A 4,654-nucleotide genomic window follows, 5' to 3' on the forward strand; every position below is an offset into this window, starting at 1 on the left:
GTTGCTTTCCGTCATCCCGGGCTTGACCCGGGACCCGCCTTTTTCTTCAAGACAGGCAGGCCCCGGGTCAAGCCCGGGGTGACGTCGGTCGGGTTGGCAACGTCCACTACCGGTCGAAACCGGTCGCTCGTTTCGTGCCCGACCTCAATCCCCCTTCACCGCCGCGTGGTTCGCGTCGCCGAACATATTCGACCATTCCTTGTCGTCGAGCTGCTGGTGGCGGCCGACATATTTCGCCGGCGCCTTCAGATCCTCACGCGCCATCGCCCGCGCGACCGCCGGCCGCTCGCAAATCCGTTCGAACCAGCCGTGCATCGCCGGCCATTCGTCCAGCCCCATGCCCATCACGAACCCCGACGCGCAGCCGGGCCAGATCGCCATGTCGGCGATCGTATATTCGTCACCCCCGACATAGGCGCTTTTCTCCAGCCGCTTTTCGAGCACGGTGAGCAAGCGCTTCAATTCCTTCGTGTAGCGTTCGGTGGCATATTCCTGCCCCGCCGGGGCGTAGCGTAGGAAATGGCTCGCCTGCCCGCCCATCGGCCCCAGCCCCGCGACCTGCCAAGTCAGCCACGACAGCGTCGCTGCGCGCGCCGCGACCGATGCGGGCAGGAAGTGCCCGCTCTTCTCGGCCAGATATTGCAGGATCGCGCCCGATTCGAAAACCGTCACCGGATCGTCGCCGCCCGCCGGGTCTTGATCGACGATTGCCGGCAGCTTGTGGTTCGGGTTGATCAGGCCGAACTCCGCCGTCAGCTGGTCGCCGTCGAAAATATCATAGAAGATGACACGGTACGGCTCGCCGATTTCCTCCAGCATGATCGCGATCTTCTGCCCGTTCGGGGTCGCCGAATAATGAAGGTCGATCATCTCACAGCACCTCGTGGATCACGTGCCGCACCCCGAAATCGGTACGCTCGCCGACCCCGACCGCGAGCACGCCGTTGAGCCAGCCATATTTCGCGCTCGCGGTTTCGAACACCGGGGCGATTCGCAAATAATAGCGCGACGGGTCGGCGTTGGGGACAGCGGGATCGGCGAAGGTCGCGCGCACATCGTCGGGAATGACGGTGCGGCCGGTGTAGCTCAGATAGATAAGGTCGCCGTCATCGGTCTGCCACACCGCGCGGGCATCGAAAGTCCCGACCGAAGCATCTTCGCCAAGCCGCCCGCTGCGCGACCAATTCCCGCCGCCCGGTAAAACTATCCCATTGATACGCGAGCCGAAAAATCTGCCGCCGCTGATATAACCAAGCCGCTGGTCGCCGAATGGCGACGCACCGATCCCGATGATCCCGCCCCCGACCTCGAACTCGACGGTGCAGAGATGACGCGTCGCCAGTACGGCGGGCGCCGCCTGCGGATTTTCTTCATTCATGATGCGAATCCTCCTTCAACCTATAGACAAGCATAAAACCATTAGTATACTAAGGGTCAATCAGATTGACGGATCGGAGAACCTTCCGGGACCGGCGACATAACACTCAATGGGAGGGTGAACATGAAGGCTCGTAACCAGTTTCTGCTGTCCGGCGTCGCGGCGATCGCGATGCTCGGCTGTGCCGCACCGGCGATGGCGCAGACGGCGCCCGCCGACACGGCGGACATCGACGACAGCAACACCAACGAAATCATCGTCACCGCGCAAAAGCGCGAGCAGAATTTGCAGAATGTGCCGATTTCGATGGAAGTCGTCAGCGGCGCGAAGCTCGCCGAGTTCAATACCAGCGATATCAAGGCGGTGATGAACTATACACCGAACGTCTTCGTCCAGTCGACCGCGGGCAACGACGTCATCTATATCCGCGGCTTCGGCTCGCCGCCGGCGAACTTCGCGTTCGACCAGTCGGTTTCGCTCTATGTCGACGGCATCTATGCCGGCCGCAACCGTCAGGCGCAGGCGCCCTTCTTCGACCTCGCGCGCGTCGAAGTGCTGCGCGGTCCGCAGGGTGCATTGTTCGGGAAAAACACCGCGGCGGGGGCAGTCAGCGTCGTGTCGGCGGGTCCGACGAAGGATTTCGAAGGCGCGATCACCGGCCTCTATAATTTCGATCACAAGGGCACCGACTTTTCGGGTTATCTGTCGGGACCGATCACCGACACGCTGGGCGCGCGCTTCGCGTACAAGATCGTCAATCAGGACGGCTATATCTACAACCGCGCCACCGATCACGACGACCCCGAAATCAAGTCGCAGCTGCTGCGCCTGACATTGAAGTGGGAACCATCGGACAATTTCGACTACACGGCGAAAGTCGAATATGGGAAGCGTACCGTCATCGGCGGCATCACCGTATCGAGCCCGCTGACGAGCGGCCAGGATCCGCAAACCACGCGCTATCTCGAACGCTCGGCGCTCGGCGACGAGGGCAACAAGAACAAGTCGGTCATGATCTCGGGCGTCGGCAACCTCGCGCTCGGCGACTTCACGCTGACCTCGGTGACGGGCTACAGCTGGTTCAAGTCGAAGATCGTCAACGGGTTCGACCAGACGATCCCGAACGGCGGCGGCGCCTTTGTTCCCAATTCGGTGTACAATGCCTTCCCCGAACGCTTCGACCAGATCTCGCAGGAAATCCGTATCCTGTCGCCCACGGGCAAGACGTTCGAATTCATCGCGGGCGCCTATTACGACAAGTCGGATTACACGCTGGAGCAATTTCAGGGCTTCAACATCGCCAGCCTGAATTATTTCGGCCGGATCGACAGCATCTTCAGGCAGAAAGCCGAATCCTGGTCGGTGTTCGGCCAGGCGACGTTCAACATCAGCGATGCATTCCGCGCGATCGGCAGCCTGCGCTATAGCCACACCAAGAAGGACGGCGATTTTGCATCGCGGCTCGTTTACGGCCCCTTCGCGCTGCGTCCGATCTCGAGCGCCACGGGTTCGATCAGCGAAGGCAATGTCGACCCGTCGGTGACGCTGCAATATGACATCGCACCGCGCATCATGGTCTATGCGACCTGGGGCCGCGGTTCGAAATCGGGCGGTTTCGTTTCGAACACCCTCGGCACGAGGAGCGCCACCTTTACCTTCGAACCCGAACAGTCGGAAAATTTCGAGGCGGGTATCAAGTCGACGCTGTTCGACGGCAAGGTCGTCGCGAACGTCTCGGCCTATCACACGAAGTTCAAGGATCTGCAGGTGTCGGTCTATCAGCCCGCCACGTCGAGCTATCTGACCGGTAACGCCGCCGCCGCGACGTCGAAGGGTCTGGAAGGATCGCTCAGCATCTTCCCGATCCCCAATTTCGACATCAGCGCGTCGGCGGCCTATTCGGATATCAAATATGACGATTATCCGGGCGCGGCCTGCCTGGCCTCGCAGCCGTTGACCTGCGCCCCGGCGACGAACAATCTCGCTGGTTATCCCGTGGCTTACTCGTCGAAGTACACGGGAAGTGTAACGGCACATGCGCGGTTCGACCTGTCGAGCGATTTGAAGTTCGACATCACCGGTGTCGCGTCGGCGCGGTCGAAATATTTCAACTCGGACAACCAGAGCCCGATCTTCGGTGTGCAGGGCGGCTATGCGAAGCTCGACCTTCGCGTGCAGCTCGCCGATCAGGACGACAGCTGGCACGTCGCGCTCGTCGGCAAGAATCTGACGAACGAGAAGACGATCGGCAGCGCGTTCAACCTGCCCGCCCCGATCACCGCGACGCCGCGCGCGATCCTCTATCTGGAACCCACGCGCAACATTTCGGTCGAAGCCGGGATCAAGTTCTAGGTCCTATCCCGATGTCCCAGGGATCGGCCGCAGTCGACGCTTTCCTCGACAGGGAAGCGGCGGCTGCGGTCGTGACCTGTGTGAAAAGGCGAACCGCGACATGATCGACGTCTATTTCACACCGACGCCGAACGGCCACAAGGTCTCGATCATGCTCGAAGAGGTCGGGCTACCGCATCAGTTGCTGGCGATGAACATGCTCGAAGGCGATCATCTGACCCCCGAATATCGCCGTATCAATCCGAACGGCCGCCTGCCCGCGATCGTCGATCATGATCCCGTCGGCGGCGGGGCGCCGCTGCCGGTGTTCGAGTCCGGCGCGATCCTGCTCTATCTGGCCGAGAAGAGCGGGCAATTACTTCCCGAAAGCCCGCGCCGCCGCTCGCAGGCGCAGCAATGGCTGATGTGGCAGATGGCGAGTTTTGGCCCGATGCAGGGCCAAGCACATCATTTCATCCGCTACGCCCCCGAGGGACAAGCCTATCCCGTCGAACGCTATCGAAACGAGACGCTGCGCCTGCTGCATGTCCTGAACGGGCGGCTGAGCGATGCCGAATATCTGGCCGAGGAATATAGCATCGCCGACATCGCGGTTTGGCCGTGGACGCGTGCGATCCGTGCGATCGGGCTGACCCTCGATGATTATCCCGCGGTCGCCGACTGGTTCGCCCGCATCGGTGAGCGGCCCGCGGTAATGACGGGGACCGACGTCAAGAACGCCGCGAACCTCTCGAGCGCGCGCCCGGTGCTGACCGAGGAGCAATGGTCGAACCTGTTCGGCAAGAATATGCTGGAAGCGCCGACGCGGTGACATCTTCTCCCCTCCCGCAGGCGGGAGGGGTTGGGGGTGGGCCTGCACCGTGGCAGGTGCCCACCCCGCTGCGACGAGCGAACAAGTTCGCAAGTCTCGCTGCCCCTCCCGCC

Annotated in this window: 4 protein-coding genes; 2 read left to right on the plus strand and 2 right to left on the minus strand. The window is 61.9% G+C overall.

The features are described 5' to 3' along the window. Positions 1-144: 144 nt before the first annotated feature. Both ACREBX_RS10845 and ACREBX_RS10850 read right to left on the minus strand, forming a co-directional pair. Positions 145-870: a glutathione binding-like protein gene (locus ACREBX_RS10845; protein WP_431561757.1), complete on the minus strand. Its 726-nt coding sequence runs from the start codon at positions 868-870 to the stop codon at positions 145-147. Position 871: 1 nt separating this feature from the next. Beyond that, on the minus strand, positions 872-1,378 hold the full coding sequence (locus tag ACREBX_RS10850; protein WP_431561758.1) for a DUF3237 domain-containing protein: 507 nt from the start codon (positions 1,376-1,378) through the stop codon (positions 872-874). A 123-nt stretch (positions 1,379-1,501) separates the two neighbouring features. Between ACREBX_RS10850 and ACREBX_RS10855 the strand changes: the two genes are divergently transcribed. Both ACREBX_RS10855 and ACREBX_RS10860 read left to right on the plus strand, forming a co-directional pair. Then, positions 1,502-3,730: a TonB-dependent receptor gene (locus ACREBX_RS10855; RefSeq protein ID WP_431561759.1), complete on the plus strand. Its 2,229-nt coding sequence runs from the start codon at positions 1,502-1,504 to the stop codon at positions 3,728-3,730. 100 nt (positions 3,731-3,830) lie between these two features. Next, positions 3,831-4,541, plus strand: coding sequence for a glutathione binding-like protein (locus ACREBX_RS10860; protein ID WP_431561760.1), 711 nt, complete (start codon positions 3,831-3,833; stop codon positions 4,539-4,541). Positions 4,542-4,654 lie beyond the last annotated feature (113 nt).

It is taken from the genome of Sphingopyxis sp. (assembly GCF_050725655.1).
In the GTDB taxonomy this organism is placed as follows: domain Bacteria; phylum Pseudomonadota; class Alphaproteobacteria; order Sphingomonadales; family Sphingomonadaceae; genus Sphingopyxis.